The 26,622-nt window shown below is 67.4% G+C and carries 22 protein-coding genes; 16 read left to right on the forward strand and 6 right to left on the reverse strand.

The genetic code is table 11. The features are described from left to right. Complete coding sequence (locus tag ASF16_RS01665; protein WP_056161781.1) at positions 1-975, reverse strand: S1C family serine protease; 975 nt, start codon at positions 973-975, stop codon at positions 1-3. 142 nt (positions 976-1,117) lie between these two features. Between ASF16_RS01665 and ASF16_RS01670 the strand changes: the two genes are divergently transcribed. From ASF16_RS01670 to ASF16_RS01710, 9 genes are all read left to right on the forward strand, one after another. Then, positions 1,118-1,942 carry a TatD family hydrolase gene (locus tag ASF16_RS01670; RefSeq protein ID WP_056161783.1) on the forward strand — a complete coding sequence of 275 codons (825 nt, stop codon included), beginning with the start codon at positions 1,118-1,120 and terminating at the stop codon, positions 1,940-1,942. Between the two features lie 185 nt (positions 1,943-2,127). Then, the gene (locus ASF16_RS01675) at positions 2,128-2,700 is read left to right on the forward strand and encodes a DNA-deoxyinosine glycosylase (protein WP_056161785.1); all 573 of its coding nucleotides are present in this window, start codon (positions 2,128-2,130) and stop codon (positions 2,698-2,700) included. Between the two features lie 20 nt (positions 2,701-2,720). Continuing rightward, on the forward strand, positions 2,721-3,485 hold the full coding sequence (locus tag ASF16_RS01680) for a hypothetical protein (protein ID WP_056161787.1): 765 nt from the start codon (positions 2,721-2,723) through the stop codon (positions 3,483-3,485). Between the two features lie 94 nt (positions 3,486-3,579). Beyond that, the gene (locus ASF16_RS01685) at positions 3,580-5,376 is read left to right on the forward strand and encodes a GspE/PulE family protein (protein ID WP_056161790.1); all 1,797 of its coding nucleotides are present in this window, start codon (positions 3,580-3,582) and stop codon (positions 5,374-5,376) included. A gap of 147 nt (positions 5,377-5,523) precedes the next feature. Continuing rightward, complete coding sequence (locus ASF16_RS01690; RefSeq protein WP_056161792.1) at positions 5,524-6,012, forward strand: tripartite tricarboxylate transporter TctB family protein; 489 nt, start codon at positions 5,524-5,526, stop codon at positions 6,010-6,012. 15 nt (positions 6,013-6,027) lie between these two features. Continuing rightward, positions 6,028-7,539: a tripartite tricarboxylate transporter permease gene (locus tag ASF16_RS01695; RefSeq protein WP_056161794.1), complete on the forward strand. Its 1,512-nt coding sequence runs from the start codon at positions 6,028-6,030 to the stop codon at positions 7,537-7,539. A 120-nt stretch (positions 7,540-7,659) separates the two neighbouring features. Continuing rightward, positions 7,660-8,970, forward strand: a complete 1,311-nt coding sequence (locus ASF16_RS01700; protein WP_056161795.1) for a DUF3422 family protein — start codon at positions 7,660-7,662, stop codon at positions 8,968-8,970. 242 nt (positions 8,971-9,212) lie between these two features. After that, a complete protein-coding gene (locus ASF16_RS01705) occupies positions 9,213-10,835 on the forward strand; it encodes a gamma-glutamyltransferase family protein (RefSeq protein WP_056161797.1) in 1,623 nt (540 codons plus the stop codon). 209 nt (positions 10,836-11,044) lie between these two features. Further along, positions 11,045-11,980 (forward strand): DMT family transporter, encoded by a 936-nt coding sequence (locus ASF16_RS01710; protein ID WP_056161799.1) that lies wholly within the window; start codon positions 11,045-11,047, stop codon positions 11,978-11,980. A gap of 179 nt (positions 11,981-12,159) precedes the next feature. Here ASF16_RS01710 and ASF16_RS01715 read toward each other — a convergent pair whose 3' ends face one another. Both ASF16_RS01715 and ASF16_RS01720 read right to left on the reverse strand, forming a co-directional pair. Next, complete coding sequence (locus tag ASF16_RS01715; protein ID WP_056161801.1) at positions 12,160-13,140, reverse strand: M48 family metalloprotease; 981 nt, start codon at positions 13,138-13,140, stop codon at positions 12,160-12,162. Between the two features lie 11 nt (positions 13,141-13,151). Then, a complete protein-coding gene (locus tag ASF16_RS01720) occupies positions 13,152-13,760 on the reverse strand; it encodes an SH3 domain-containing protein (RefSeq protein ID WP_056162563.1) in 609 nt (202 codons plus the stop codon). Positions 13,761-13,826: 66 nt separating this feature from the next. On the opposite strand from ASF16_RS01720, the gene ASF16_RS01725 reads away from it, so the two are divergent. The 3 genes from ASF16_RS01725 (at position 13,827) to ASF16_RS01735 (ending at position 18,800) form a co-directional block, all read left to right on the forward strand. Further along, a complete protein-coding gene (locus ASF16_RS01725; RefSeq protein WP_056161803.1) occupies positions 13,827-14,651 on the forward strand; it encodes an SDR family oxidoreductase in 825 nt (274 codons plus the stop codon). Between the two features lie 218 nt (positions 14,652-14,869). Then, a complete protein-coding gene (locus ASF16_RS01730) occupies positions 14,870-15,985 on the forward strand; it encodes a TRAP transporter substrate-binding protein (RefSeq protein ID WP_235507221.1) in 1,116 nt (371 codons plus the stop codon). Between the two features lie 82 nt (positions 15,986-16,067). Beyond that, positions 16,068-18,800, forward strand: a complete 2,733-nt coding sequence (locus ASF16_RS01735) for an EAL domain-containing protein (RefSeq protein ID WP_082516681.1) — start codon at positions 16,068-16,070, stop codon at positions 18,798-18,800. 72 nt (positions 18,801-18,872) lie between these two features. On the opposite strand, the gene ASF16_RS01740 is transcribed toward ASF16_RS01735, so the two are convergent. Then, on the reverse strand, positions 18,873-19,775 hold the full coding sequence (locus ASF16_RS01740; protein WP_056161805.1) for a DMT family transporter: 903 nt from the start codon (positions 19,773-19,775) through the stop codon (positions 18,873-18,875). A gap of 152 nt (positions 19,776-19,927) precedes the next feature. Between ASF16_RS01740 and ASF16_RS01745 the strand changes: the two genes are divergently transcribed. Continuing rightward, the gene (locus ASF16_RS01745; protein WP_056161806.1) at positions 19,928-20,911 is read left to right on the forward strand and encodes a quinone oxidoreductase; all 984 of its coding nucleotides are present in this window, start codon (positions 19,928-19,930) and stop codon (positions 20,909-20,911) included. Continuing rightward, positions 20,908-21,741 (forward strand): NUDIX domain-containing protein, encoded by an 834-nt coding sequence (locus ASF16_RS01750; RefSeq protein ID WP_082516682.1) that lies wholly within the window; start codon positions 20,908-20,910, stop codon positions 21,739-21,741. Before ASF16_RS01745 ends, ASF16_RS01750 begins: the two co-directional genes overlap by 4 nt. Here ASF16_RS01750 and ASF16_RS01755 read toward each other — a convergent pair. After that, positions 21,695-22,774, reverse strand: a complete 1,080-nt coding sequence (locus ASF16_RS01755; RefSeq protein ID WP_056161808.1) for an NAD(P)H-binding protein — start codon at positions 22,772-22,774, stop codon at positions 21,695-21,697. The genes ASF16_RS01750 and ASF16_RS01755 overlap by 47 nt on opposite strands. Positions 22,775-22,871: 97 nt before the next feature. Here ASF16_RS01755 and ASF16_RS01760 point away from each other — a divergent pair, with 97 nt between their 5' ends. Then, positions 22,872-23,810 (forward strand): LysR family transcriptional regulator, encoded by a 939-nt coding sequence (locus ASF16_RS01760; RefSeq protein WP_056161810.1) that lies wholly within the window; start codon positions 22,872-22,874, stop codon positions 23,808-23,810. Between the two features lie 242 nt (positions 23,811-24,052). Beyond that, positions 24,053-25,516 (forward strand): flagellin, encoded by a 1,464-nt coding sequence (locus ASF16_RS01765; RefSeq protein ID WP_056161813.1) that lies wholly within the window; start codon positions 24,053-24,055, stop codon positions 25,514-25,516. Positions 25,517-25,598: 82 nt separating this feature from the next. Here ASF16_RS01765 and ASF16_RS01770 read toward each other — a convergent pair whose 3' ends face one another. Then, entirely contained in the window at positions 25,599-26,501 is a 903-nt protein-coding gene (locus ASF16_RS01770; protein WP_056161815.1) for a LysR family transcriptional regulator, read from the reverse strand. Positions 26,502-26,622: the final 121 nt, after the last annotated feature.

Raw genomic sequence — 26,622 nt, forward strand, 5'->3', positions numbered from 1 at the left:
CTAGAACGGCGGCATGCCCACGGCAGCAGCAGCGTTCTCAATGGGCACGGCAAAACCGATGCCGATGAAGGTGCGCGCGGAGGTCGGGTTCAGGATGGCGGTGACGATGCCCACGACCTCGCCGTCGAGCGTGACCAGCGGCCCGCCGGAGTTGCCCGGATTGGCGGCAGCGTCGAACTGGATCAGGTTGCTGAGCTGGCGTTTGCCTTCAGGCGAGGTGAATTCGCGCTTGAGACCCGACACCACGCCGGCCGAGGCCGACGGTCCGATGCCGAACGGAAAACCCACGGCCACCACATGGTCGCCGGGGCGCAGGTCTTGCGTGGAGCGCAGGGGCGCGGCTTCGAGGTCGTCGGGAACCTTGTGCGCCTGCAGCACGGCCAGATCGTTTTCAGGCTGCGCGCCGGTGATGCTGGCCGTGGTCTCCAGGCCGTCGTGGAAGGTGATGGCAATGCGGTCAGCGCCCGCCACCACGTGCAGGTTGGTCAGGATGACGCCCTTGTCGACGATGACGACGCCCGTGCCCACACCGCGCTCGATCTCTTCCTTGCCGTTTTTGCTGCGGCTGTAGCCCACCACGCGCACCACCGATGGCGCAATGGCCTCCACCGCGCGTGCGGCGGCCGAGGGCGGGGTGGTGGTCTCCAGCGTGCGCAGCACGGCGGCGTCGATGTCTTCCTGGGTGATCCTGTGCGGGGCAGGGCGCTGCTGCACCCACAGGCTGACGGCGAGCAAGGCCGAGAGCAGCGCGATCACGGCCCACAGGCTGTGCAGGTGGCGCCGCGACAGCGCCACGGCCGAAGCGGCGGGCGTGGGTGGGATGGTCGCAGAGGCGCCATCGTCCCCCTGCGGCAGCGCGCCAGGCGCCGCAGAATCCACCGGTGCAGAGGAGGATCTGTCGGAGGGTGCCGCCGCGGCCCCGTCCAGAGGGCGGCGGGCCGGGCGGGAGCTGCTGTAGAGGGCGGGCCGAGGCATCCTGTCACCTTTTCTACTGCGCCGCAAAAAAGCGCATGGTTTTGACGTTAGCACGTATCGATGCCAGATGCACATCCAAGGTTTCGTGCACCGTTGGCTGGCTACGAAGCCGGGGCCCTGGTTCTTGGGGCATCATGCCCGGATGACTGTCTGGATCGACACCCACTGCCACCTGGACGCCCCGGAATTCGACCCTGACCGCGATGCGGTCCGCGCAACTGCCCGCGCACAGGGCGTGGCGCACTGCGTGATCCCGGCGGTGGAGCGCAGCAACTGGGCCACCGTGCGGGAGCTGGCGCACCACCATGGGGACAGCTACGCGCTGGGCATCCACCCGCTGTACACCGGTCGTGCCGACGACGGCGACCTGGAGCTCCTTGAGGCTGAGCTAACGCAGCACCACGCCGACCCGCGCCTGGTCGCCATTGGTGAGATCGGGCTGGATTATTTTGTGAGCGGGCTGGACCCGGTGCGGCAGGAGCGGTTTTACCGGGCCCAATTGCAATTGGCGCGCCAATTCGACCTGCCGGTGATCTTGCATGTGCGCCGATCGGCCGACAAGCTCCTCAAAGGCCTGCGCGAGCTGCCGGTTTGCGGCGGCATCGCGCATGCCTTCAACGGCAGCCAACAGCAGGCCGACGCTTTCATCGGGATGGGGTTCAAACTGGGCTTCGGGGGCGCCATGACCTATGACCGCGCCCTGCAGCTGCGCCGCCTGGCCACCGAGTTGCCCGAGGACGTGCTGGTGCTGGAGACCGACGCGCCGGACATCCAGCCGCACTGGCTCTACACCACGGCTGCACAGCGTGCCGAAGGCCAGCCCCAGGGCCGCAATGCTCCTGCAGAGCTGCCGCGCATCGCCGAGGTGCTGGCGCAACTGCGGGGCCAGCCCGTGCAGGCACTGGCCGCGGCCACCACACGCAACGCGCTGGCAGCGCTGCCCCGGCTGGCGGCGCTGGTGCGGTAGCGCCTGCGTGCCGAGGGCAGGCGCTTGATGACGGAGACCTGCTGCCAGCCCGGTGGCAGGCTGCCGTTGTCTACCCCTGAAACAAGGAGCCACTGAGGAGTTTTGCGCAACGTGGCGCTCGGTTTGCAGCTATCTTTTTTTGTGGGCGCGCAAAGCGCTGTTGCGGTTTCGGCCAGAATCAGTCCATGCCTCTCGTCCCCGCGCCCAGCCCCGCACCATCCCTGGCCGCCACCCGGTGGCAGGGACTGCCGCCCGTGGCGTCTGCCGAGACCGTGGTGCTGGTACTGGGCAGCTTTCCAGGCGCGGCCTCACTGCGGCTTCGCCAGTATTACGCCCACCCGCAAAACCATTTCTGGAAGATTCTGCAGGCGCTGTGGCCCCAGCATCCGCTGCCGCCTGCCGGGGCTGATGACCACTATGCGCGGCGCTGCGAATGGCTGCTGGCGCGCCGGCTGGGGCTGTGGGATGTGTATGAAAGCTGCGAGCGCGAAGGCAGCCTGGACACCGCCATCCGCAACGCCCAGGTGAACGACTTTGCGCGCCTGCACGGACACTGCCCGCGTCTGGCCGCGCTGGCCCACAACGGTGCCGAGAGCTTTCGGCACGCGCCCGCAGCGCTGGCCAGCCTGGAATCGGCGCACCCGACCCGGATAGACGCCGTGCGGCTGCCCTCGACCAGCCCCGCCAATGCCTCCTGGAGCTTTGACCGAAAATTGGCGGCCTGGGGCGAGCTGATGGCTGCCCACGGACTGCTTTGACTGCCTTCCACCCCATCCGAATGACGCGAAAAAAGAATACGACCCCCGAACTGCCCGAAGTCAGCGTCTCCGACGACGGCGAGGTGCGGCACCTTCACCTGGGCACGCCCTGGATCCAGGGCTCCATGCGCGTGGCCGAGCCGTTCGTGCTGGAGCTGGAGTACGTGCAGCGCATGATGGCCTGGCTGTTGTTTGCCGACCCTGCGCAGGTCTCCAAGGGGCACGCCATGCAACTGGGCCTGGGCGCGGGAGCCATCACCAAGTTTTGCCACAAGAAGCTGCGCATCTGCAGCACGGCCATCGAGCTCAACCCCCAGGTGGTGGCGGTGTGCCGGCAGTGGTTCAAGCTGCCGCCCGACGGCCCCAAGCTGCGCGTGGTGCTGGCCGATGCGGCCCAGGAAATCCGCAACCCGATGTGGCTGGGCACCGTGGATGCGCTGGCGGTGGACCTGTATGACCACGATGCGGCAGCGCCAGTGCTCGACAGTCCGGACTTCTATGCCGACTGCCGCGCACTGCTGACGGATACTGGCAGCATGACCGTCAACCTGTTTGGCCGTGCCTTCAGCTACGACCGCAGCCTGCAGAGCATGGCGCAGGCCTTCGGCGAAGACGCGCTGTGGTCCTTCAAGCCGACGCGTGAGGGCAACACCGTGGTGCTGGCCCAGCGCACCCCGACGCGCCCCAAACGCACCGAACTGGCCTTGCGGGCCGAGGCCATCCAGGCGCGCTGGGACCTGCCGACGACGAAATGGCTGCGGGCTTTCAAACCCGTGGCGGGCTGAACGGCGCGGCGTTCATGCAGGGCATGGCAGAGCGCGAGCAGCGCAGACAGCGTAGATGGCGCTGAGAACGTGTACGCACACTGAAAGGTCTCCGATGACGAAGGTTGCAGAAGTTTCCACCGAGCGCGCAGCCGCAGCGCCCTACGTCGGCCCCCTGGATTGGCGGCGCATGGTGCAGTGGCTGAGTGAGGACAAGGTCATCACCCGCGAGGAAGCCCAGCGCACCATCGCCCGCTGCTCGCAGGCCGAGAGCTCCCAGCATGCGCTGGTGCGCCTGGCCAACGTGGCCATGGAACGTGCGTCAGACGGCAAGCCGCTCGACATCGAGGCGCTGTCCGAATACCTGGCGCGGCGTGCCGGGCTGCCCTATCTGCGCATCGACCCGCTCAAGGTGGACGTGGGCCGCGTGGCCGACACCATGAGCGCGACCTATGCCGAACGCCACAAGGTGCTGCCGGTTCAGGTGACATCCAAGGAAGTGGTGGTGGCCACGGCCGAGCCCTTCATTGACGACTGGGTGGCCGAGGTGGAGCGCCAGTCGCGGCGGACGGTGCGCCGGGTGGTGTCCAACCCTGCCGACATCCATCGGTTCACCGCCGAGTTTTTTGCACTGGCCAAGTCCGTGCGCGCAGCCCAGAAGGCTGGCGGGGCCGGCGGCGGCAGCAGCTTCGAGCAACTGGTCGAGCTGGGCAAGAGCAACAAGCAGCTCGATGCCAACGACCAGGGCGTGGTCAAGGTGGTGGACTGGCTCTGGCAGTACGCGTTCGACCAGCGCGCCAGCGACATCCACCTGGAGCCCCGCCGCGAGCAGGGCGTGATCCGCTTTCGCATCGACGGCGTGCTGCACCCCGTCTACCAGATGCCCATGGGCGTGCACAACGCCATGATCTCGCGCATCAAGCTGCTGGGCCGCATCGACGTGGTGGAAAAGCGCCGCCCGCAGGATGGCCGCATCAAGACGCGCAACCAGCGCGGCGACGAAGTGGAAATGCGCCTGTCGACGCTGCCCACCGCGTTTGGCGAAAAGATGGTCATGCGGATCTTCGACCCCGACAACGCGGTCAAGGACCTGGACGCACTGGGTTTTGCGCCGCACGACGCCCAGCGGTGGGAGGACCTGGTCAAGCGACCGCACGGCATTATCTTGGTGACCGGGCCCACCGGCTCGGGCAAGACCACCACGCTGTACTCCACGCTCAAGCGCGTGGCCACCGAAGAAGTCAACGTCAGCACGGTGGAGGACCCGATCGAAATGATCGAGCCCAGTTTCAACCAGACCCAGGTGCAGCCGCAGCTCGACTTCAACTTCGCCGAAGGACTGCGCGCCCTGATGCGCCAGGACCCGGACATCATCATGGTGGGCGAAATCCGCGATCTGGAGACGGCCGAAATGGCGGTGCAGGCGGCGCTCACCGGTCACCTGGTGTTCTCCACGCTGCACACCAACGACGCGCCCTCGGCCATCACGCGGCTGATGGAGCTGGGTGTGCCGCCGTACCTGCTCAACGCCACCATCCTGGGGGTGCTCGCCCAGCGACTGGTGCGCACGCTGTGCAAGCAGTGCAAGCAAAAGGACGATACGACGGACCGCGAAGTCCTGATGGGCGCCGTCAAGCCCTGGAAGCTCAGCGGCGGCTACCAGCCCTACAAGCCCGTGGGCTGCGTGGATTGCCGCATGAGCGGCTTCCGCGGGCGCATGGGCCTTTACGAGCTGCTCACGGTGAGCGAGGCCCTGAAGGAAAAGATCAACCAGGCGCCTTCCATCGACATGCTGCGCCGCCAGGCCGTGCAGGACGGCATGCGCCCGCTGCGCCTGGCCGGTGCGCTGCGGGTGGCCGAAGGGCTCACCACGCTCGAAGAGGTGCTCACCGCCACGCCTCCGCTGGAGTAGGGGCACCAGGTCTCCTGGGCGACTGCCACGCCGCTGGTCCCATTAATGGTGTGCAGTGCGTTACCGGATGTAGGTGGAATCCACATCCGCACGGGGCGCTCTTGGACTGACAATCGCGCAGTCAAGATTTCCGCCTAGGAGACAAATGTGAAAATCAAGAGTCAAAAAGACTTCTTTGCCGGCCTCATGTTCATGGGGATCGGCGTGGCGTTTGCGTGGGGAGCCACCACGTACAACGTCGGCAACGGCGCACGCATGGGCCCGGGCTACTTCCCGCTGCTGCTGGGGATTTTGCTGGCCCTCATCGGGTCTGCCATCACCTTCAAAGCCACCACGGTGGAAACGCAGGACGGCGACAAGATCGGCAAGTGGGCCTGGAAGCCGCTGTTCTTCATCCTCGCTGCCAACTTCGCCTTCGGCATCCTGCTCGGCGGCCTGCCCAGCCTGGGCATCCCGGCGATGGGCCTCATCGTGGGCATCTATGCGCTGACCTTCATCTCCAGCCTGGCTGGCAATGAGTTCAACGCCAAGGCTGTGTTCGTGCTGGCCACCGTGCTTGCCGTCGGCAGCTACGTGGCATTCGTCTGGGCGCTCAAGCTGCAGTTCCCTGTGTGGCCGAGTTTCATCACGGGTTGAGCAGGAGCACCGACCATGGATTTGATCAACAACCTCTCGCTGGGTTTTGGCGTGGCTTTCACGTTCCAGAACCTCATCTACTGCTTTGTCGGCTGCCTGCTGGGCACGCTGATCGGCGTTCTGCCTGGCATCGGCCCCGTGGCCACCATTGCCATGCTGCTGCCTGCCACCTACGCACTGCCCCCCGTGGCCGCGCTGATCATGCTGGCCGGTATCTATTACGGCGCGCAATACGGTGGCTCCACCACCGCCATTCTGGTCAACCTGCCAGGTGAATCGTCCTCGGTGGTGACCGTGATCGACGGCTACCAGATGGCCCGAAAAGGCCGAGCGGGGCCGGCGCTGGCGGCGGCGGGCCTCGGCTCGTTCTTCGCCGGTTGCGTGGGCACGCTGATCCTGGCGGCCTTTGCGCCTCCGCTGACCGAAGTGGCCTTCAAGTTCGGCCCTGCCGAATACTTCTCGCTGATGGTGCTGGGCCTGATCGGCGCCGTGGTGCTGGCCTCGGGCTCGCTGCTCAAGGCGGTGGCCATGATCGTGCTGGGCCTGCTGATGGGCCTGGTGGGTACCGACGTGAACTCGGGCGTGGCCCGTTTCAGCTTCGACATCCCTGAGCTGACCGACGGCATCGGCTTCGTGACCATCGCCATGGGCGTGTTCGGCTACGGGGAAATCATCGCCAACCTGGCCCGTCCCGACGACGACCGCGAAGTGTTCACGGCCAAGGTGCATGGCCTGTTCCCGACGAAGGAAGACTTCAAGCGCATGGTGCCCGCGGTGCTGCGTGGTACGGCCTTGGGCGCTGCCCTGGGTATCTTGCCCGGCGGTGGTGCACTGCTGGCTGCGTTCGCTGCCTACACGGTCGAGAAGAAGACCAAGCTCAAGCCCGGCGAAGTGCCGTTCGGCCAAGGCAACATCCGCGGCGTGGCGGCTCCAGAGTCGGCCAACAACGCAGGTTCGCAAACCTCGTTCATCCCGCTGCTGACGCTGGGCATTCCACCCAACGCCGTGATGGCGCTGATGGTGGGTGCGATGACGATCCACAACATCCAGCCTGGTCCCCAGGTGATGACCAGCAACCCGGAACTCTTCTGGGGCCTGATCGCTTCGATGTGGATCGGCAACGCCATGCTCGTGATCCTGAACCTGCCGCTGATCGGCATCTGGATCAAGCTGCTTACGGTGCCTTACCGCTGGCTGTACCCCTCCATCGTGCTGTTCTGCGCGGTGGGTGTGTACTCGACCAACAACAACACCTTCGACATCTGGATGGTGGGTATCTTCGGTCTGGTGGGCTACATCTTCCACAAGCTGGGCACGGAACCTGCGCCTTTGCTGCTGGGATTCATCCTGGGCCCGATGATGGAAGAAAACCTTCGCCGTGCGCTGCTGCTGTCGCGTGGCGACTGGAGCGTGTTCGTCACGCGTCCGCTGTCGGCCGGCCTGCTGGCTGCCGCGGCCCTGCTGCTCATCATCGTGCTGCTGCCCGCCGTGAAGAACAAGCGCGAAGAAGCGTTCGTGGAAGACTGACCACCGTCCTCTTCTCATCGACTCCATGACGACGGCACCTTCGGGTGCCGTTGTTTTTTGGCGAGCCGTCACCGGGGCTGGCGCTGCGGACCAGCACAATCGGGGCAGAGGTCCGCACGCATGCCCACACCACTGCACGTCACACAGCACCCCCACCGGGCGTTGCTGCACAACGAGATTCACGCCCGCCCGCCCGAGTCCATGACGGCTCCGCTGGCCATTGCGCACATCGTGATGCTGGCCGATGCCGTCGGCCGCGAGGCCAGCCGTGCCCATGTGGCAGCCCTGCTGCGCGACCACCACCTGGCACCCCCCGGCGAGCACACCACCCACCTGCGGATCGACCTGGGGGCCTACCGCCTGCGGTGGGAGATGCACACCGAGTTCGTCTCCTGGACCTTCACGGTGCCCACGGCCATCGACGCCTTTGGCGAGCGGGAGCCCGCCAGCGCCGCCGATGCCGTGCCGCAGGACTGGCTGGCGGCGCTGCCCGGGCAATGCCTGTGCAGCCTGAACCTGTGGGTGCTGCCCACGCATGCCTTCGGCTCGGGCTCGCTCGTCAAGCACGTGCTGCACGAAGACACTTTGGTGGCGTCGACCGTGGCGGACGGCCATGGCGAGGTGTACACCGACTTTGCCATCCATGCCGACGGCTTCTCGCGCATGGTGCTGCTGGCGGGCGGCATGACCCCCCGCCGCCTGGGGCGCCTGGTGCAGCGCCTGCTGGAGATCGAGACCTACCGCATGGCCGCGCTGCTGGGCCTGCCTGCTGCCCGCGAGGCAGCCAACGTGCTGGCCTTTGCCGAGAGCGAGCTGGCCGAACTGGCCAACGCCATCCGCACGGCCAACCGCGACGCAGAGCCCGTGCTGCTGGACCGCCTGACGCGGCTGGCCGGCCAGGTAGAAAGCCAATACGCCGCCACGCATTCGCGGTTTTCGGCCAGCAGCGCGTACTTCGAGCTGCTGGACCGCCGCATCCAGGACATCGCCGAGTCCCGCCTGGCAGGCATGCAGACCATCCGCGAATTCATGGACCGGCGCCTCACGCCCGCACGCAGCACCTGCGAATGGGCGGCCCGCCGGCAGGACGCGCTGTCGCAACGCGTCTCGCGCATGAGCAACCTGCTGCGCACCCGCGTGGAGATCGAGCAGCAGCAAAGCAGCCAGGCGCTGCTGACCACCATGAACCACCGCCAAGACTTGCAGCTCAAGATGCAGTCCACGGTCGAAGGCCTCTCGGTGGCTGCCATCACGTACTACATCGTCGGGCTGGTGAGCTACCTGGCCAAGGGCGCGCAGAAGCTGGGATGGCCCTTGTCTGCGGAGACCACCGCGGCCATTGCGATACCGCTGGTGGCGCTGGCAGTGTGGTGGTCGCTGCGCAGGCTGCACCATCGGATCTTCAAGAAGCACGGGGAGTCGGGGGCTTGATGGCTCGCTGGTGAACGGGTGCGTTCAGCCCGCAGCCGTGGATGGTGCGTTCCAAGGCGGTCACGCTTTCCACAATGGTTCATGCATTCGCCACCGTTCAGGCTGGCTTGTCGACACGCGGATGCAGGCTTCCACGAGCTCAGCCAGAACGGTGATAACGATGTGAAAGGAGGCTTCGTGTCTGTGCGCTGCGCGCGTGCCATGGCAGGCGCCGTTCGGCCCCATCGGCCCATAATGTTCCGATGCCCTTCAGCTACACCCCCTCCTATGCCAGCACCCGCTTGCCGGTGTTTGCGCGCAATGTCGTTTCCACCTCGCACCCGCTGGCAGCGCAGGCGGGGCTGCGGATACTGCAGCAGGGGGGCAACGCGGTCGATGCGGCTGTGGCGGCCGCAGCGGCCATGACCATTTGCGAGCCGGTGAGCAATGGGCTCGGCAGCGATGCGTTCTGCATCCTGTGGGACGGCCAGGCCTTGCACGGGCTCAACGCGTCGGGGCGTGCGCCGGCGGCGTGGACGCCGGAGTACTTTCACCAGCGCTACGGTCAGGGCCAGGCAACGCCACCCACACGCGGCATGGACACCGTCACCGTGCCCGGTGCGGTCAGTGCCTGGGCGGCCTTGTCCGCGCGTTTTGGCAAGCTGCCTTTTGCCGACCTGATGGAGCCGGCCGCCGAGATCGCCGAGCGCGGCTATCTGGTGCCGGTGGTCGTGCAGCACAAGTGGGCGGCGGCAGTGGGCGAACTGCAGTCCCAGCCGGGTTTTGCCCAGAGCTTCATGCCCTGGGGCCGCGCGCCGCAGGTGGGGGAGCTGTTCCAGTTCCAGGCCGCGGCCCGTGCGCTGCGTGCCATCGGCGCGACGCGCGGCCAGGCGTTCTACACGGGTGAGATTGCGCAGGCCCTGGTGGCTTTCTCGCAGGCCCACGGCGGCAGCCACACGCTGGCAGACTTCGCCGCGCACCAGCCGGAGTGGGTCACGCCCATCGCACGCAACTACCGAGGCCACACGCTGCACGAGATTCCGCCCAACGGGCAGGGCATCGCCGCGCTGATCGCGCTGGGCATCCTCGACCAGTTCGATGTGGCCAGCCTGCCGGTGGACAGCGCCGCATCCCAGCACCTGCAGATCGAGGCGATGAAGCTGGCGTTTGCCGACGTCTACCGCTACGTGGCCGAGCCATCGTCGATGGAGGTGACGCCCGCGCAGATGCTCGATGACGCTTACCTCGCGTCCCGTGCCAGACTGATCGACATGAACAGGGCGCAGGACTTCGGTGCGGGTAACCCGTTCAAGGGCGGCACGATCTACCTCACGGCAGCGGACGAGAACGGCATGATGGTCAGCTTCATCCAGAGCAACTACATGGGGTTCGGGTCGGGCTGCGTCGAACCCACGTTCGGCGTCAGCCTGCAAAACCGCGGCCAGGCCTTCAGCACCGACCGCACCGCCGCCAACTCGGCAAACGTGGTGGCGCCGGGCAAGCGGCCGTTTCACACCATCATCCCGGCCTTTCTGACCAAAGACGGCCAGCCGGTGATGAGCTACGGCGTGATGGGCGCCAACATGCAGCCTCAGGGCCATCTGCAGACGCTGGTGCGCATGCTCGACTACGGCCAGAACCCCCAAGCCGCGTGCGATGCGCCGCGTTGGCGCTTCAATGCGGGCCTGGGCATCAATGTGGAGCCGGACATGCCCGCCGCCACAGTACAGGGGCTCAAAGGCCTGGGGCACCGCCTGGAGGCGATGCAGGGGTCGTACCAGGACTTCGGCGCCGGCCAGTTCATCTGGCGCATGGGCGACCCGAAGGTGCACGGCTATGTGGCGGCCAGCGACCCGCGGCGCGATGGGCAGGCGGCTGGCTACTGATGAATCACCCCTGGGCCGCCTTGGGCGCCTTCGTGCTCTCTCCCTTTCTGTCACGCTCCGCCAGGCTGCGTCACACACTGCGCGCCATGGGAAGGGGACGCGGCCCGCGGCCTGGCGCAGCCAGTTCTGCGGCCTCCTCGCCTCAGATCGCGCCAGTGCTTGGGCTGTGCTGCCGCGCTGCGCAACGAACAAGTGAATATTGAAAAAAAGTGGCTCTACCGCAATCTGCACAAGCGCAAGCAGCTACAAAAAGTGTAGCAGCCGGCTTCATTCTCGCGCTTCTGGGCTCCATCGCGTTCAGCGGCAAGGCCATCATCGTCAAGCTGGCGTACCGCCATGGTGTCGATGCGGTGACGCTCATCATGTACCGCATGCTGTTCGCGCTGCCCATCTTCGCCGTGATGGCGTGGTGGGCCAGCCGCGGCAAGCCGCCGCTGACGCGCAAGGACTGGCTGGGCGTGCTGGGCCTGGGTTTCACCGGCTACTACCTGGCAAGCTTTCTGGATTTTGCCGGTCTGGCGTACATCAGCGCGAGCCTGGAGCGGCTGATCCTGTACCTCAACCCCACGCTCGTGATGATGCTGGGCTGGGCGCTGTACGGGCGCAGCATCCGCTGGTCGCAGGCGCTGGCCATGCTCATCAGTTACTGCGGGGTGATGCTGGTGTTCGGGTTCGAAGCCAATCTGCAGGGCACCAACGCGGCCTGGGGCGCGCTGTTGGTGTTCCTGAGCGCTGCAAGCTACGCCATCTACCTGGTCTACAGCGGCGAGATGGTGCAGCGCCTGGGCTCGCTGCGCCTGGTGGGCCTGGCCACCACCGTGGCGTGCCTGCTGTGCCTGGTGCAGTTCGCCGCGCTGCGGCCGCTGAGCGCGGCCCTGGTGGCGCCCGATGTGATCTGGCTGTCGGTGCTCAACGCCACGCTGTGCACGGCCGCGCCCGTGCTGATGGTGATGATGGCCATCGAGCGCATCGGCGCCGGTAGTGCGGCGCAGGTAGGCTTGATCGGGCCGCTGTCCACCATCTTCATGGGCATCTGGTTGCTGGGAGAGCCGTTCACGGTGTGGATCGCCGCGGGCACGGTGCTGGTGGTCACGGGCATTTTCATTTTTGGCCGCGCAGCGCGGCGGCCTGCGGCAGACGCCTGAGAGCGGGCAAGGCACCCCCCCCCACAGCTACGCAGAAAGGGGCCGCCCGCGCCCTTTGGGTGGGTGTTGCCAGCCATATGTCGGTCCCACAGCCTCGCTACCTCGGTACGTCGCTGCCCGACAACTCATCGACTCGTCAACCTATCCACTCATCCGCTTATCCACATCCACTGGGTCGATCACGAGACCTTTTTCTTGGGTGGGGGCGCAGGTTTGCGGGCTGGCGCTGCTGCGGGTGCTGCGCTCGGTGTCGCTGCCGCAGCGGCCTTGGGCTTCACGCGCTGGGCTACCGTCATGGGTGCGCCGCCGGCGAAGCTGTCCAGGTTCTTGCCCATGGCCAGCTCCAGTTGTTCCAGGCGCGCCTGTGCGGGCGGGTGGGTGGCCAGGGCCAGGGTGAACATGGGGTTGTCGGGCTTGGCGGTGCGCAGTTGCTGCAGCACGGCCACCAGGCCGTAGGGGTCGAAGCCCGCCCGTGTGGCCAGCGCCACGCCGGTGCGGTCCGCATCGTATTCGTCGGTCTGGTCGAGGCCGCGCGAGTACAGGTTGCGCCCCAGTTCCAGCAACTGCGAGGCCACCAGATTGCCCACCGCGCTGGTCTTGATCTGAGACGCCAAGAACTGCTTGAACAAACCCGACTGCGCGGTCTTGCGCATGGCGTGCAGGTGGTGCTTGGCGGTGACGTGCGTGATCTCGTGCGCCAGGATGCCCGCCAGCTCTGCCTCGTCGGCGCAGCGGTCTATCAAGCCCTTGGTGACGAAGACATATCCGCCCGGCGCTGCAAACGCGTTGTAGCCCGGGTCATCCAGCACGACGAAGGTCCAGGGCAGGTTGGGGCGTTCGGACTGCAGGCTGATCCAGCGGCCGAGCTGGTTCACGTAGCGCTGCAGTGCCATGTCCGGGTGCAGCGGCTTGCTGCCCAGCAGCACGGCGGACAGCTGCCGGCCGATCTCGATCTCGCGGGGCTCGTCGATGCTCTCGACCGAGCTGGACAACAAGCTGATGAGGTCGTCGCCGCGCGGTGCACTGCCGCCGCCGGTCACGGCGCCCAGCAGCATGTTCATGACGTTCTGGCTCTGGCTGGTCGCAGGCAGCAGAGCCAGGGCGACCGCAGCGCAGGCCGCAGCCAGGCGCCGGTGGTTCAGGAGAGAGCTCGATGGCATGGCAAGGCTCCTCAGTTGGGGCTGAAGTTGGGATCGGACGGGTTGGTCGACGAGCCGGTGGCTCCCGTGCCCGAGGTGGGGCGCGCAGGGGCCGCCAGTGCCGGCACCGTGCGCGGCTGCAGCGAGGCCGCGGTGGCGAACTGCCGCGCCTGGTCCGCGTTCACCCGCAGCGCCTCGGCCTGGCCTACCGCTGCAGGGTTGGGCTGGGCATTGGCGATGTCTTCAGCACCCAGGCCGCGGATGCCGACGGTGGAGGTGGCGGTAGTGCTGGAGCCGCTGTTGCCGCCGAACAAACTGCCCACGCCGCGCAGGCCGCTGGTGGCGGCGTTGCTGCTGGCAGTGGCAGACCCGGACTGGGGGCCCAGGTCGAACATGTGCACCCAGCCCGTCGCGCCCTGCTGGGTGCTGACCTTGGTCCACGCGCCCTTGCGCTCGCTGCCGCGGGTCACCACCGCGTTGGCTTCCAGGGGCGCCACGCTGGCACCGGTGTCGGCTGGGGCATCGCGCAATTGGGTGGCACGTTTGACCACGGCGGTGTCTTGCGCATGCGCAACGCCTGTCAAGCTCCATGCGGCCGATGCCAGCCACACGGCAAGGGCTCCGCGGTACAGCCATTTCATGGTGGTGCCTTCCATTTATGATTTGCCGAAGCGTTATGTGTATCAGTATGCAACTGGGAGATTGTTATGGATTTGGGTATTGCAGGCAAATGGGCGCTGGTGTGCGGCGCCAGCAAGGGTTTGGGCTACGGCAGCGCGCTGGCGTTGGTGCAGGAAGGCGTGAACGTGGTCATTAACGCGCGCAACGCGGAGGCTCTGGCGCTGGCTGCTACTCAATTGATAGCTGAAGGCGCACGCGCAACCAGCGCTGGCGGCCAGAAAAGCCCGCAGGTGCTGGCCGTGGCTGCGGACATCACCACGCCGGAGGGCCGCGAGGCCGTGTTCTTGGTGGCCGGTGGGCCGGGCCGGGACTTCGACATCGTGGTGACCAATGCCGGCGGCCCGCCCACGGGCGACTTCCGCGACTGGAACCGCGACGCGTGGATCAAGGCGGTGGACGCCAACATGCTCACACCCATCGAGCTCATCCAGGCCACGGTGGATGGCATGGCGGCCCGCGGCTTCGGGCGCATCGTCAACATCACCTCCAGCGCGGTGAAGGCGCCCATCGACATCCTCGGGCTGTCCAACGGCGCGCGCAGCGGGCTCACGGGGTTTGTGGCGGGTGTCTCGCGCAGCAAGATCGCGGCGCGCGGCGTGACCATCAACAACCTGCTGCCCGGCAAGTTCGACACCGACCGGCTCGCCGCCACGGTGAACGCCGCGGCGACCAAGGCCGGCAAGAGCGTGGACGAATTGCGCACCACGCAGCAGGCGCAGATCCCGGCAGGGCGCTACGGCACGGCGCAGGAGTTCGGCGCCATCTGCGCCTTCCTGTGCAGCCAGCAGGCGGGCTACATGACCGGCCAGAACGTGCTGGCCGACGGTGGCGCCTACCCCGGCACCTTCTGAGTAAAAACTTTACACAGGGTCGGGATGAACTGCAGCAGGACACCTCTGTTGGCAGTGGGGCTTCCTCTCTGTCCATGTACAGCCATGGATTGATATAAACAGGGTGGCAGCCGCCCCAGCGGGTTCGTGGGCGGCACGTGTTGTCTTCGTGGCTTTTTGCCGACAGCCTTTTCGTCAGGTGGAAAAACTTGGTGAAGAATGGCGGCCTATCACTTGCCATGCAATCAAGGCCCTTCCTGACCCATCGTCCTCGCCTTCGCACTGCGCTCTCCAGTCTTGCACTGGCAGCGCTGTGCTGCCTGCCGCAGGCTGGCGCGCAAAGCGCTGCGGCCACCGGTGGCAGCACTGCAGCGCCCTACCGCCTGCGCATCGTCGGGGGGCTGGCGGGCATCAACCAGTACACCCGGCAGGAAGAGCCCTTCTGGAGCAAAGAGCTGTCGCGCCTGAGCGGCGGCCGTTTCGAGGCCGAGATCGTGCCCTTCGACCGCGCAGGGGTTCCGGGCGCCGAGATGCTGCGGCTGCTGCAGCTGGGTGTCGTGCCCTTCGGCACCACGCTCATGAGCTCCTTCACGGCCCAGTACCCCGAGTACACCGCGCCAGACCTGGCGGGGCTGAACCCCGACATTGCCACGCTCAAGTCCACCCTCACAGCGTTTCGCCCTTACCTTGAAAAGGCCCTGCGGGACCAGCACGGCGTCGAGGCGCTGGCGGTGTACGTCTACCCGGCGCAGGTGGTGTTCTGCAAGAAGCCGCTGCGCACCCTGTCTGACCTGGCCGGGCGCCGCACCCGCGTGTCGTCGTCCACCCAGGCCGATTTTGTCGGTGCCCTGGGCGGGGTGCCGGTGCTCACCGGCTTTGCGCAGATCATGCCCAGCCTCACCGCCGGCAACACCGAATGCGCAATCACCGGCACCATGTCCGGCAACACGCTGGGCCTGCCCACGGTCACGTCGCACGTGCATGCCTTGCCCGTGACCTGGGGGCTGGCGATCTTCGGCGCCAATCAGGCCGCGTGGGAGGCTCTGCCGCCCGATCTGCGCGCGCTGCTGCGGCGCGAGCTGCCGCGGCTTGAAGCCGCCATCTGGGACGAGTCCGAACACGAGACCTTGAACGGCATGGCCTGCAACCGCGGCGCGCCGGCCTGCGTGGGCGGCCGCAAGGGCAGCATGGTGGTGGTGCCCGTGTCTCCGCAGGACGAGCGCAGCCGCCAGGAGATCCTCGCGTCCACCGTGCTGCCGCGCTGGGTGCAGCGGTGCGGCGCGCGGTGCGCCCAGGTGTGGAACCAGACCATCGGCCCCGTGCGGGGCCTGACGGCAGCGCCCGCAAAACCATGACCGACTTGCGCCAGAACACGGCTGCCGTCCCGACACCCCTGCCACGGGTGCGGCCCTGCATCCGGGTGGGCGTACGGACTGAATGAGCGAGTCCACCACCCCGCTTCGCATCAAGGCCTTCGTATGGGCCGCAGTGGCGGTGTTCATGGGGGCCGTGGCGCTGGTGTCTGCCGCCCTGGTGTGGAATGCGCGCCAGGTGGCGTTGGACGACAACGCAGGGCAGGCCACCCGCTTCGTCGCCGGGGCCGAGGCGGCACTCAACCGGTCGCTGCTCTCCGTCGACGTGCTGCTGGCCAGCCTGGATGAACTGCTGGGTCTGTCGACCGCCATGAGTGACTGGATCGACCCCGAGGCCGCGAGCCAGCGGCTGCGCAGTTCGGCTCGGCAGAACCTGATGGTGCGCTACGTGGCGCTGATGGATGCCCAGGGCAAGATCATCGCGTCGTCCGACGCCGCGGGCAGTGCGCTGGCGGTGCAGCTGCCCGTGGGGTTCCTGGAATCGGTGCTCCAGCAGCCGGTCTCCACCCTGTTGATCAGCCCACCCGTGGTGAGCTTTGCCACTGCCGAGCGCGTGCTCTACTTTGCGCGCCATCTGCGCATGGCCGACAGCGCCCGCGTGATCGCAATTGCCGAACTGCCGGTCAGCGCGCTCAGCTCCGTGCTGGTGCAGGGCGTGGACATCAGCGGCCTGCAGGTCACGCTGGAGCGCGCGGCCGGCCAACTGCTGCTGAGCGTGCCGTACCGCGAAGAAAACCTCACGCCGACCTTGAGCCCACCGCTGCAGCAGCTGGCTGCCGACGGCCCGTCGTGGAACGCCCCGGCCCGCCTGAGCGGCGAGCCTGCGCTGGTGGTGTACCGCCCCATCCTGTACCAGGACCTGCGCATTTCCGCGAGCGTACCGCGCAGCGACGCGCTGGCGGGCTGGCGCCAGCAGCGCAATGCCATCGGCCTCACGGGCCTGCTGTTTGCCGCGATGATCCTGGCCGCCGGGTGGCTGGCGCTGCGGTACCTGGAGCGCCTGTCGCAGGCGCGCGTTGCCATCGCGCAGTCCAAGGCCACGCTCGACCAGGCGCTCGAGTCCATGGTCAGCGGCTTTTTGCTGCTGGACGCACAGCACCGCGTGGTGCAGTGGAACAGCCGCTTCGAAGAGATCTTCCCGTGGATGCGCAACGTCATGGCGCCCACGGTGCCGTTTCGGCGCGTGATGGAAGAAACCTCCAAACACCACATGCCACGGGCCAGCGACGATGAACGCATGCGCTGGGTGGAGCTGCGCCTGCTCAAGCAGAACCAGCACCTGGAGCCCCACGAGCAGGTGCTGCCCAATGGCCGCACCATCCAGATCACCGAGCGCCCCACGCCCGAGGGCGGCCTCGTGATCACGTACCACGATGTCACGGCGCTGCGCCGGGCCAGCGCCGAGATCGAGAGCCTGGCCTTCTACGATCCGCTGACCAACCTGCCCAACCGCCGCCTGCTCATGGACCGCATGCAGCAGGTCATCGCGGCCAGCGGGCGCAGCGGGCAGTACGGTGCGCTGCTGTTCCTGGACCTGGACCACTTCAAGACCCTGAACGACACGCTGGGCCACGAAGTGGGCGACGTGCTGCTGCGCCAGGTGGCCGAGCGCCTGAAGACCTGTGTGCGGCGCGAGGACACCGTGGCGCGGCTGGGCGGCGACGAGTTCGTGGTCATGCTGCACGAGCTGTCGCTGCACAGCGAAGAGGCCGCGGCCTATGCGCGCCGCGTGGGCCAGAAGATCCTGCGCAAGCTCAACGTGCCGTATTCGCTCAACGGGCACACGCACCACAGCACGCCCAGCATCGGCGCCACCTTGATGGGCGGCACGCTGCAGCCCTCGGTCGACCTGCTCAAGCAGGCCGACATCGCCATGTACCAGGTCAAGTCGCAAGGCCGCAACGCACTGTGCTTTTTCGACCCCCAGATGCAGATCGCCATCAGCGTGCGGGCCCAGCTCGAAAGCGATCTACAGCTGGCGCTGGCGGGGCGCCAGTTCGTGCTGTATTACCAGCCTCAGTTCCACATGGACGGCCGCATCGTGGGTGCCGAAGCGCTGATCCGCTGGCAGCACCCCGAGCGCGGCCTGATCGCGCCGGGCGCCTTCATCAGCGTGGCTGAAGAGAGCGAGCTCATCGTCCCCATGGGCCACTGGGTGCTGCGCACCGCGTGCGAGCAACTTGCCCAGTGGGAGAACGATGCGCGCTTGCGGCACGTGCAGCTGTCGGTCAACGTGAGTGCGCGGCAGTTCCGCCAGCGCGACTTCGTGGCCCGCGTGGTCGAGGTGCTGCGCGAGACCGGCGCGCGGCCCCACCTGCTCAAGCTCGAGCTGACCGAGTCGCTGGTGCTCGACAACGTGGACGACACGGTCGCAAAGATGGGCCTGCTCAAGACCAAGGGCGTGCGCTTTTCGGTGGACGACTTCGGCACCGGCTACTCGTCGCTGGCCTACCTCACGCGGCTGCCGCTCGACCAGCTCAAGATCGACCAGTCGTTCGTGCACAACCTGGGCGTGCGCCACACCGACGACGTGATCGTGCAGACCATCATCGGCATGGCCCGCAACCTGGAGCTGGACGTGATCGCCGAAGGGGTGGAAACACCCGCGCAGAAAGCCTTGCTGGCCGACTACGGTTGCCTGCTGTTTCAGGGCTACCTGCTGGGTATGCCCGGCCCGGTGGCGGACCTGGAGGCGCTGCTGCGCAGTGCGGCGGGCGATGCGCCTGCGGTGCCAGGCCAGGGCGCGTTGCCCGGCCCAGCGGATGGGAGCGCTGCATCGCCTGAAGCGCGCTCCTAGGACGTTTCAGCGGGCATCTTGCTGCTGCGAAAGTAACAACGGCAACGGCAGGGAAACGGCAGGCGCAGCGCGCTAAGCCTTCCGCGAAGAGACGATGATCCCGCCCACGATGAGCGCGAACGCCACGCCGTGAAACACCTGCGGCGTCTCGCCCAGGAACGCGGCCGACAGCATGCCGGCGAACAGCGGCGTGAGGTTGACGAAAAAGCCCGCCACCGCCGGCCCCGCGCGCTGCACTCCCACGCCCCAGAAGCGGTAGGCCAGCACCGCAGGCCCCACCGCAATGAACACCAGCGCCGCCACCAGCGGCCAGCCCCAGGTCGCATGCGTGTGGCCCGTGGCCCATTCCACGCCCGCAAAGCTGCCCGACCACGCCAGGCCGAACACCATCTGCGCCATCAGGAAGGCGGCCCAGTCGCCGCGGATGGGTGCGGGCTCTGTGGTGCGCGACAGCAGCCAGCTGTAGAACGCCCACGAGATGGTGGCCAGAATCATGAAGAGGTCGCCCGGCACCAAGCGGAAGGCCAGCAGCTGCGCCCACTCGCCGCGGCTGAGCACGATCAGCACACCGCAGATCGACAGCAGCGCGCCCAGCACCTGGCGCTGCGTCACGCGCATTCCGAAGAACAGGCTGCCCACCGCCAGCATCCACACCGGCATGCTCGATCCCACCAGCGTCACGTTGATGGGTGTGGACGTTTGCAGCGCCATGTACTGGAACGCGTTGTACAGGCCGATGCCCAGCAGGCCCAGCAGCGCGTAGCGGCGCCAGTGGGGCCACAGCGGGCTGTCCTTGCGCAGCACGCCATGGGCCAGTGGCAGCAGCACGCCAAAAGCCAGCACCCAGCGGATGAAGTTCAGGGCGATGGGAGAAATCAGCTCGTGCACCAGCCGCCCCACCACGGCATTGCCCGCCCACAGCATCGGCGGAATCACCAGCATCGCGGCCGTGCCGGGCGTCAGTTTTTGTGTCATGGGGCAGCACTGTAACGGTGCGCTGCTGGCGGTGCCGCTGGGCGCGCCAATGCCCTTGGCCGGTGGCGGTCGCCCTGGGGCGGCAAGGCGGCAGGTTTCGTGGCAGGATGGCCGCCGTTGTTGTGCATCCCCCATTCCAGGAGACCCAGTCCATGAGCCTTGCCGTCCAGATCCGCCAGCACGGCGGTCCCGAAGAACTTCACCTGGCCGATGTCACCGTGGGCGAACCCGGCCCCGGCGAGATCCGCATCCGCCACCACGCCATCGGCCTGAACTTCATCGACGTGTACCACCGCACGGGCCTGTACCCGCTGCAGATGCCCGCAGGCATCGGCATGGAGGGCGCCGGCGTGGTCGAGGCGGTGGGCGAGGGCGTCACGCACCTGAAGGCGGGCGACCGCGCAGCCTATGCCAGCCAGCCGCCCGGCAGCTACTGCGAAGTGCGCGTGATGCCCGCCAAGACGGTGTGCAAGCTGCCCGACGCCATCAGCTTCGAGACCGGTGCGGCCATGATGCTCAAGGGCCTGACTGCGCAGTACCTGCTGAAGAAAACGCTGCCGGTGGAAGGCCTGCAGGCCGGAGACCACGTGCTGTTCCATGCGGCGGCGGGGGGTGTGGGCCTGATCGCCAGCCAGTGGGCCAAGGCCCTGGGCCTGCAGCTCATCGGCACGGCGGGCTCCGACGCGAAATGCCAGCTGGCCTTGGCCAACGGCGCGGCGCACGCCATCAACTATCAACGGGAAGACTTCGCAGCCCGCGTGAAGGAGATCACCGGCGGCAAGGGCGTGAAGGTGGTCTACGACTCGGTGGGCAAGGACACCTGGGACCAATCGCTCGACTGCCTGCGGCCCTTCGGCCTCATGGCCTGCTTCGGCAATGCCTCGGGCCCCGCGCCTGCGTTTGCGCCCGGCTCGCTCGGTGCCAAGGGCTCGCTCTACGTCACGCGCCAGACGCTGTTCACCCACATCGCCACGCGCGAGAGCACGCAGGCCATGGCCGACGATTTGTTCGCGGTGGTGGCCAGCGGCCAGGTCAAGATCCACATCGACCAGCGCTACCCGCTGGCCGACGTGCAGCAGGCGCACCGCGACCTCGAAGCCCGCAAGACCACCGGCTGCACCATCCTCACGCTGTGAACGCCGCTGTGCAGAACCCGTCGTTCGAGGCGTGGGTTGCGGGCGCGCGGCAGTCCGCCGAGCGCCCGCCCGCGCAGCCACGCCAGCCACTGGTGGTGGCGGGGCAGGTGGTGGGGTCGGTGGCGGAGGGTTTTTTGAATCAAATCAGCCCCTACCGCTTGCTGGAAAAGCGCTATCAGCTATCAAATCAGGAGCATTCGGGGGCCATGGCATGGTGCATCGATGGGCCGGCCGATGCCACCACCGATGCGCTCAACACGCTGGCTGCAGCCCTGCGCGACGCAGCACTGTGCGGCCCCTGGCGCGACGAGCAGCTGGCCGTGTGCAACCCGGCCGGCGAGGTCGTGGGCACGGTGGAGCGCGGCGCCGTGCGCGTGCTGGGCATCACCACCCGCGCGGTCCACTTGGTGGGTCTGGCGCCGGATGGCCGCATGTGGGTGCAAAAGCGCTCCATGACCAAGCCCAACAACCCCGGCCTGTGGGACACGCTGATGGGCGGCATGGTGTCCGCCGCCGACACGCTGCCCCAGGCCCTCGCGCGCGAGACCTGGGAAGAGGCGGGCCTGCAGGTCGGTGCGCTCACGGCGCTGCAGCACGGCGGCCATGTCGACTTCAGCCGCCCCAGCCGCGAGGGTGGCGGCGCGGGCTACATGCTCGAACGCATAGACTGGTTCCGTGCCGAAGTGCCTGCGGGCATGGAGCCTTGCAACCAGGACGGGGAGGTCGAGCGCTTCGACCTGCTGCCGCCGGGCATCGTGCGCGATCAGGTGGCGCAGGGCCAGTTCACGCTGGAAGCCGGGTTGGTGATTGCGGGGTTTCTGGGGCTGTGATGCCCGATGTGGGCTGCTTGGTGGGCTGCCCTGCGGGCTCTGCGGCAGGGGGCAGGCAGCCCAGGCCTTCCAGCGTGGCCTGCACGGCCGCATCGAGCGGCGTGTGGGGCTCGGTGCCCAGCACCGACCGCAGCCGGTCGTTGGCCATGCGCAGCGGCTCGCGCCACAGGTAGCGCATCTCGCGCAGTTCGCGCAGGGTGGCCACGAAGGGCGACGCCAGCGTGATCAGCCACCACGGAAACGCACGCACCTTGGGCGCCGCGCCGCCGCGTGCCGCCACTGCCCGGCCGATGGCGCCCGCCATCTGCTGGCCGTCCGCGTCCCAGTGCCCAGCCATGTGGAACGGGGCGAACGCCGGCAGGTCGGCGCGGCGCGCGATCAACTGCACCATGGTGCGCGCCACGTCGGGCAGGTAGGACCACTGGTGGCCCACACCCGCGCTGCCGGGCAGCGACACCGCCGCCACCGGCTGGCCCGGCTTGACGAGGCCCTGCGCAAACCAGCTGTTGCCCACCTGCGGGCCGAAGTAGTCGCCCGCCCGCACGATGATCACGCGGCAGGTGGCAGGCGTCAGCGGGTGCGCCACGGTGGCCTGCTGCAGCCGCCGCTCCAGCTCCACACGCACGGCGCCCTTGCGGGTCAACGGGCGCTGCGGGTCGTCTTCACGCAGTACCGGAAACGCATCGGGCCCGTAGTTGTAGACCGTGCCGGGCAGCACCACCGTGGCGCCCACGGCGGTGGCGGCGGCGATGGTGTTGTCGATCATCGGCAGCACCAGCTCGCCCCAGCGGCGGTAGCCCGGCGGATTGACGGCGTGCACGATCACGTCGCAGCCCGCGGCGGCGGCCAGCACGTCCTCGCGGCGCATGGCGTCGCCGCGCAGCCAGGCCATGCCGTCACGCTGCTCGCCCGCCGCCGGCGCACTGCGGTGCAGCGCCACCACCTGCCAGCCCGCGTCGCGCAGCTGGCGCGCCACCTCGCCACCGATGCCGCCGGTGGCGCCCAGAACCAGAACCTTGTTGCCGTTTGCCATGCGTGCACTCCAAACCTTGTTGCGATGCAGGGCAGTGTGCGTGTGGGGTGGGCAAAAGGAAATTGCTGAAAATGAGCGTAAGGCTATACATTTATGTATGACTCAAGCACCTTCGTCCGATAGCCCGGTGGGCTGGGAGCTGTACCGCTCGTACCTCGGCGTGCTGCGCGAAGGCTCGCTCTCCGGCGCCGCCCGTGCGCTGGGCGTGACGCAGCCGACCGTGGGCCGCCATATCGCAGCCCTGGAGCAGGCCCTGGGGCTCACGCTCTTCACCCGGTCGCAGCAAGGCCTGCTGCCCACCGAGGCGGCATTGGCGCTGCAGCCGCATGCCGAGGCCATGGGTCATTCGGCCGCCGCCCTGGTGCGCGCCGCCAGCGGCCATGGCGACGGGGTGAGGGGCACCGTGCGCGTCACGGCCAGCGAGGTGATCGGCGTGGAGGTGCTGCCCGCCATCCTGGCGCAGTTGCAGGCCGACCATCCGGCGCTGTGCATAGAGCTCGCGCTGAGCAACAAGGTGCAGGACTTGCTGCACCGCGAGGCCGACATCGCCATCCGCATGACCGAGCCCCGGCAAGAGGCGCTGATCGCCCGGCGCGTCGGCGTGGTGCAGGTGGGGCTCTACGCGCACACCCGCTACCTGCAGGTGCATGGCATGCCAATGTCGTCGGCCGACCTGCAGCAGCACCGGCTTGTCGGGTACGACGAGGAAACCCCCTTTTTGCGCGCCGCCCGCAAGGCCGCGCCCGCCTGGCGTCGCGAGGCCTTTGCCCTGCGCAGCGACAGCGACCTGGCGCAACTGGCCCTGGTGCGCGCGGGGTGCGGCATCGGGGTGTGTCAGATAGGCCTCGCCGCCAAAACGCCCGACATGGTGCGCGTGCTGGCATCGCAGTTCTCGGTGGGGCTCGATACCTGGGTGGTGATGCACGAAGACCTGCGCAGCAGCCCGCGTTGCAAATTCACGTTCGATGCGCTGGCGCAGGGGTTGCAGTGTTACGCAGAGCAGGGCATGGGCTCTGAAGGCACGGACAAGGCGTAAATTCTGCCTGTTCTGGTTGCTCTGTTTTTAATAGCGTAAAAGTGTTTCCTATCCAGCGGTAGGTGGCAGTTTTCCTTGATTTTTACCTGATCGTGGTGGTGCGTTGCGGCCTGATTTCCGGCGACTGGCTCAAGTCAACACGCAAGCTGCCGAAATGAAGGCATTCAGCCGCCCTGCGGGGCACATACCAACAACAAGCACCCCGAGCACACCTTGCGAGTGGGACGGGCCGAGGGATTTGAATGGCGTCCACGATCAACACCAACATCGCCTCGCTCACCGCGCAGCGCAACCTGGGCACCAGCCAAACGTCGCTGAACACGTCCATTCAGCGCCTGTCCTCGGGCCTGCGCATCAACAGCGCCAAGGACGACGCGGCGGGCCTGGCGATTTCCGAGCGTTTCACCAGCCAGATCCGCGGCCTGAACCAGGCAGTTCGCAACGCCAACGACGGTATCTCCCTGGCGCAGACGGCGGAAGGCGCACTGAAGGCTTCGGGCGACATCCTGCAGCGGGTGCGCGAGCTGGCCGTGCAATCGGCCAACGCCACGAACAGCGCGGGCGACCGGCAGGCCCTGCAGCAGGAGGTGGGCCAGCTGGTGTCCGAGCTGGACCGCATATCGCAGACCACGGAGTTCAATGGCGCCAAGTTGCTGGACGGTACCTTCGGTACGCAGCAATTCCAGGTCGGGGCCAACGCCAACCAGACGATTGTTGCCGCCTCGGCCAATCTGCGAACCAATGCCTACGGCAGCAACCAGGTGGTGGCCGTGGGGCCACCCACCAACACCAACAACAACTTCAATGGCGTGACGGCGGGCAGCGTGGCGGTGAATGGTTTTGCGGGGAGCCGCACCGTTTCAGTGGCTTCCAATGCCACGTCGTCCCAGATCGCCGATTCGATCAATGCCGTCAAGGCAGACACCGGCGTGAGCGCCACGGCGCGCACCTCCATGAGCATTGCCTTTGGCAGCACCGGGACCTATGTGCTGGACCTGACGTCGGACAACACGACCCCCAGGAGGCTGTCTTTCACGCTGTCCACCAGCAATACGGCCGATGGCCTGGCGGCAGCCGTCACAGCCATCAATGACCAATCGTCCAAGACGGGGGTGACCGCTGCGTTGAACTCCGACGGCTCCAGGGTGCTTCTGAGCAACACGCGGGGTAACGACATCCTCATCACGGACACCAACACAGCCAACCCCGGCACGGTGTCCGTGCAGAAGCTGGATGCCGATGGCAACAATGCGGGGGCACCGGTCGTGCTGGCTGTGAACACGGCGGTCGACAATGCCAAAGTCAGCGGATATGTCACGCTAGATTCAGAAAAGTCTTTCACGGTCACGCCCACCGGCACCAATGCGGCTGCGGCGGGGGCGTCGTCTGTGAAGAAGGTGTCCGACCTCGATGTCACGACCTTTGACAAGGCGACCGAATCGCTCAAGACGACCGATGCCGCTCTGAGCTTCATCAACGGCGAGCGCGCCAAGCTGGGCGCGCTGCAGTCGCGATTTGAAACCTCGATCAGCAACCTGCAGGTCACGTCGGAGAACCTGTCGGCGTCGCGCTCGCGCATTCTGGATGCCGACTTCGCCGCCGAGACGGCCAACCTCTCGCGCTCGCAGATCCTGCAGCAGGCGGGCACGGCGATGGTGGCGCAGGCCAATCAGCTGCCGCAAGGGGTGCTGGCGCTGCTGCGGTAAGAGCAGCTTACACAACTCATTCTTCTGGCGTCGTGGCTGCGCCCCGCCGTTGAGCGCGCCAGGAATCATCCAGCCGCCCCCGTCAGCCCGCCACAGGCCTTTGCCCCGCCACCGCCTTCACCAGGTCCCACGCGGCCTGCGCGATGGGCGACAGGGCGCGGTTGCGGCGGTGCACCAGCATGACCTCGCGGTCCACGCGCGGCGCCAGCGGGCGCACGGCCAGCCGGGCCAGGCCTTCGGGCGGCAGGGCGAGGGTGGGGATGACGGAGATGCCCAGGCCGGTATCGAGCATGCGAAAGATGGTGGTGGGGTGGCCCACTTCTTGTGCGACGGTGTAGGCCACGCCGTGCTCGGCCAGGGCGCGGTCGATCAGGCGGCGGCTGCCGGAGTCGTGGTCCAGCAGCACCAGCGGCTCGCCCTGCAGGTCGGTCCAGCGCACGGTGCGCTTGCGCGCCAGTCGGTGGCCGGGCGGGCAGGCCAGGCAAAACGGCTCGGTCAGGATGGTCTCGCAGTGCAGCGCATCCTGCTCGCCGGGGTCGATCACCACGCCGAAGTCCACCTCGCCCGACAGCACGCTGGCCAGCACCGCGCTCTGCATGCGGTCCAGCAGCACCAGGTCCAACCCGGGCAGACGGGTGTGGGCCTGGGCGATGCAGTCGGGCAGCAGGTTGGCCGACAGCGTCGGGCTGCTGGCCACCCGCACCCGGCCGCGCCGCTCGGTGGCCATCTCCTGTACGTCCTGCAGGGTGCTTTCCAGCTCTTCCAGCACGCGCGGCAGGCGGGCCGCCAGGCGCTGGCCGGCGTCGGTCAGCGTGACCTCGCGGGTGGTGCGGTTGAGCAATTGCAGCCCCATCTGCGCCTCCAGCTCGGTGATGCAGCGGCTCACGGCGGGTTGCGTCAGGCCCACGGCGTCGCCGGTGCGGCTGAAGTTGCGCGTCGCGGCCACGGACTGGAAGACGTGCAGTTGGCGCAGGGTCACATTCATGCGGCCGAATCATAAATCCATCAGAGAAATCCATTTCTCTTTGGAATGCGCAGCTTGTCCAATAGCGCCATCGCCCGCTGCTGCGCCCCGCCTGGTGCCAGCTTTCGGTTAGATCCGCGTG

Source organism: Acidovorax sp. Leaf78 (assembly GCF_001422735.1).
Lineage (GTDB): Bacteria > Pseudomonadota > Gammaproteobacteria > Burkholderiales > Burkholderiaceae_C > Acidovorax.

Coding starts and splice junctions, on each gene's coding strand:
- ASF16_RS01760 (WP_056161810.1), top strand. CDS start 22,872: ATGACTCAAGCACCTTCGTCCGATAGCCCGGTGGGCTGGGAGCTGTAC.
- ASF16_RS01680 (WP_056161787.1), top strand. CDS start 2,721: ATGACGCGAAAAAAGAATACGACCCCCGAACTGCCCGAAGTCAGCGTC.
- ASF16_RS01670 (WP_056161783.1), top strand. CDS start 1,118: ATGACTGTCTGGATCGACACCCACTGCCACCTGGACGCCCCGGAATTC.
- ASF16_RS01745 (WP_056161806.1), top strand. CDS start 19,928: ATGAGCCTTGCCGTCCAGATCCGCCAGCACGGCGGTCCCGAAGAACTT.
- ASF16_RS01755 (WP_056161808.1), bottom strand. CDS start 22,774: ATGGCAAACGGCAACAAGGTTCTGGTTCTGGGCGCCACCGGCGGCATC.
- ASF16_RS01765 (WP_056161813.1), top strand. CDS start 24,053: ATGGCGTCCACGATCAACACCAACATCGCCTCGCTCACCGCGCAGCGC.
- ASF16_RS01705 (WP_056161797.1), top strand. CDS start 9,213: ATGCCCTTCAGCTACACCCCCTCCTATGCCAGCACCCGCTTGCCGGTG.
- ASF16_RS01725 (WP_056161803.1), top strand. CDS start 13,827: ATGGATTTGGGTATTGCAGGCAAATGGGCGCTGGTGTGCGGCGCCAGC.
- ASF16_RS01665 (WP_056161781.1), bottom strand. CDS start 975: ATGCCTCGGCCCGCCCTCTACAGCAGCTCCCGCCCGGCCCGCCGCCCT.
- ASF16_RS01715 (WP_056161801.1), bottom strand. CDS start 13,140: ATGCCATCGAGCTCTCTCCTGAACCACCGGCGCCTGGCTGCGGCCTGC.
- ASF16_RS01685 (WP_056161790.1), top strand. CDS start 3,580: ATGACGAAGGTTGCAGAAGTTTCCACCGAGCGCGCAGCCGCAGCGCCC.
- ASF16_RS01695 (WP_056161794.1), top strand. CDS start 6,028: ATGGATTTGATCAACAACCTCTCGCTGGGTTTTGGCGTGGCTTTCACG.
- ASF16_RS01740 (WP_056161805.1), bottom strand. CDS start 19,775: ATGACACAAAAACTGACGCCCGGCACGGCCGCGATGCTGGTGATTCCG.
- ASF16_RS01730 (WP_235507221.1), top strand. CDS start 14,870: ATGCAATCAAGGCCCTTCCTGACCCATCGTCCTCGCCTTCGCACTGCG.
- ASF16_RS01720 (WP_056162563.1), bottom strand. CDS start 13,760: ATGAAATGGCTGTACCGCGGAGCCCTTGCCGTGTGGCTGGCATCGGCC.
- ASF16_RS01700 (WP_056161795.1), top strand. CDS start 7,660: ATGCCCACACCACTGCACGTCACACAGCACCCCCACCGGGCGTTGCTG.
- ASF16_RS01675 (WP_056161785.1), top strand. CDS start 2,128: ATGCCTCTCGTCCCCGCGCCCAGCCCCGCACCATCCCTGGCCGCCACC.
- ASF16_RS01735 (WP_082516681.1), top strand. CDS start 16,068: ATGAGCGAGTCCACCACCCCGCTTCGCATCAAGGCCTTCGTATGGGCC.
- ASF16_RS01770 (WP_056161815.1), bottom strand. CDS start 26,501: ATGAATGTGACCCTGCGCCAACTGCACGTCTTCCAGTCCGTGGCCGCG.